Origin of the sequence: Phytobacter sp. V69, from assembly GCF_965644215.1 — a bacterium.
Taxonomy (GTDB): Bacteria; Pseudomonadota; Gammaproteobacteria; order Enterobacterales; family Enterobacteriaceae; genus Phytobacter.
Window position 1 is genome coordinate 1 of sequence record NZ_CBFFRL010000367.1, and the last position, 2,313, is coordinate 2,313.

Annotated in this window: 6 protein-coding genes; all 6 read left to right on the forward strand. The window is 34.8% G+C overall.

All coding sequences use genetic code 11. The features are described from left to right. Positions 1-226, forward strand: a 226-nt coding sequence (locus ACSZPU_RS25095; RefSeq protein WP_499004311.1) for a hypothetical protein, incomplete at its 5' end; no start/stop codon positions are given. Between the two features lie 126 nt (positions 227-352). Beyond that, positions 353-640, forward strand: a complete 288-nt coding sequence (locus ACSZPU_RS25100) for a hypothetical protein (RefSeq protein ID WP_499004313.1) — start codon at positions 353-355, stop codon at positions 638-640. Positions 641-651: 11 nt separating this feature from the next. Continuing rightward, on the forward strand, positions 652-927 hold the full coding sequence (locus tag ACSZPU_RS25105; protein ID WP_117099933.1) for a hypothetical protein: 276 nt from the start codon (positions 652-654) through the stop codon (positions 925-927). A 482-nt stretch (positions 928-1,409) separates the two neighbouring features. Then, positions 1,410-1,802, forward strand: coding sequence for a hypothetical protein (locus tag ACSZPU_RS25110; protein WP_499004315.1), 393 nt, complete (start codon positions 1,410-1,412; stop codon positions 1,800-1,802). Continuing rightward, positions 1,799-1,975 (forward strand): hypothetical protein, encoded by a 177-nt coding sequence (locus tag ACSZPU_RS25115; protein WP_499004317.1) that lies wholly within the window; start codon positions 1,799-1,801, stop codon positions 1,973-1,975. Before ACSZPU_RS25110 ends, ACSZPU_RS25115 begins: the two co-directional genes overlap by 4 nt. Beyond that, entirely contained in the window at positions 1,972-2,304 is a 333-nt protein-coding gene (locus tag ACSZPU_RS25120) for a hypothetical protein (RefSeq protein WP_499004319.1), read from the forward strand. Before ACSZPU_RS25115 ends, ACSZPU_RS25120 begins: the two co-directional genes overlap by 4 nt. Positions 2,305-2,313 lie beyond the last annotated feature (9 nt).

Below are 2,313 nucleotides of genomic sequence, written 5' to 3' on the forward strand. Positions count from 1 at the left end.
TCAGGCAACCGTCTGTGGTGTTTGCAGAGCTAAGATTGGCGGCTTAGCGTTGCACTTCGGAGTTGAATCCGCCCTTTTCACGTCGTTATCCCTTCAAGATCCAAATCCTAAACAGAAATTGATCGGTATAAAAGATCGATATGTCAATATCGATAGTTTTTATCAATCGGAAGGCGCTAAATCGATCGTTATTAATTGTTTTAAACGATCGATTTTTGCCTCCTGATAGGCAATAACTATCGGCTTTCATTTTTTCGATCGGTACAAACGATATGACTAGACATAAAAATAATTGAATTCTAAGGCGTTTACAGATCAATCGTAGGTCTGTGCTATTGGTGAAGGAAAAGTTATGTGCAAATTTATGTTAGCGGCAGGTCTTGCCGTCCTGCTGTCGGGTTGTGGTGATGATGGCATCTATGGCAACTACGTTAATCAACAATACGGTGTCAGGCTTGATATTCAGAAAGACGTCATCAAGTTCAGGAGCGGCGTTTTTACTGTTAAAAGCTGGGATGAAAGCCAAAAACCTATTTATATCGCAAGAACTCAAAATAAAGATCTCGGTTCTTGGACTTTTAAAATAGAAAAAGTCAAAGACGGTGTGGTTTACCAAGGTGCGGTTTTTAAGAAAGATTAGAGGATTAGGAAATGGAAAACAATACTATTCAATGCCCCTACTGTTTAAAAGAAAGTCAGAAAGGGGTTCACGTATGCACTGGATGTCAAGCAAGTATATTATACGGTGCTCCTCCGGGTTGGTGTGTATTTTTAGTTATATTTGGCACTTTTATAATGTCCATTTTGATCACTATGATTGCTGGAATAGCGGCAGGGACTATAAGTCTACCGATAGTTGGCATTTTAGCTTTTATTGTCAGTAAAATGTCTTTTTCTGACAGAATTTCTTTTAGACGAAGAATGTAAAGCTGTCTTATAAGGTGATGGCTCACAGTGCGAACCATCACCTATCTAAAGTTTATCTCTCCATTGCGTCATCAAGAAATAAATCGGAACCCACTGATGTAGAAACCTTCAGCGGGACCCCGCGATTTATTTCTTGACGATTTGACCTCCGCTCCAATTTTTTACGCACAGCTACCAGAATATTTTATTTGCATTTTATTTTCTGTGTGGAGTATTTATTTATGTAGCCGCTATTGACAAGTATGTTAGATCGGTTATTTATCTAAATATAGATTGAGTTCAGCTTTATTTGTGTTTTTCGGAAACTGAGGCAAGGTGTAATAGCGTATCCGCTATTTACCCAATCCTTCGGATTGCCCTATCTCGCTTTGCTCGTAGGGTTGAAAAAGATCTATCCTTCCGCCTATTCCCCTTATCAAAGGGGAGGCGGTAAAACCCGGTAGTTTTACATTGGATATTATAACTATATAGGAGCATTTAATATGCATGAAGATTTTGAAAGTAGGTTGGCTGTATATACAGATAAAGATTACTTATTAGAAAGTGATGCTTTTAATTTAAGTGATGCACAATATAAAAAAGCATTAAAGATGTATTTTGATTTAAGATATATTTACAATAATGATAATCAAAAAGCCATTGGTGCATTAACTAGTATTTTATATCAAAGATGCTTTTTTTACATACAAGCAAACGTAGAGTTAGATGTTAATATAGATAGTCTTTTTGATGTATATACTGATTATTTTGTAGAGCAAGGAATAGTCAAGAGGATATATGATTTTATATGTAATAACGATACTGATGAACAATATGCTGAACTTAATTTTATTTATTCTGATTTGTTCAATAAAGACGGAGGTGAAATATTATGATGTTTGTGTCTGTAGCAATGGTAATACTTTGCATTATGTTAGGTGGTTTTATGATTAGAAGTTGTATGGGAAAAAAAGACTCTTCAAGCGAAGCAAAACAAGCAATATCAGATGTTAGAAAAATGATAGATAAAAAAGAGCTGTTAAAATTTAAAAGGGAGAATAGAGGATGAATGTAGAAAACTTAATGAATAATATGACTATAGAATATAAGCTCGAAATACTGGCAAGATTTTTTTATTACATAGAACAAAACAAAGATATACCATTCAATGAAATCAATAGTGATGAACGTGATTTGTGTTATTTTGTAGCTAATAGATACATTACAGAAAATAAATCTGATGAGCTTATTGAAGTATTAATTATTGAAAATGATAACGACTACATAAGAGCAACATATGATTACATTATTCAGAGGAATAAAGAATGCCAACCGCGAATTCAGATAATAAGTGCAACGCTCGGACATGATTGTGGAGAGTGTAGGAGGAAGGGTTAACTACCGATA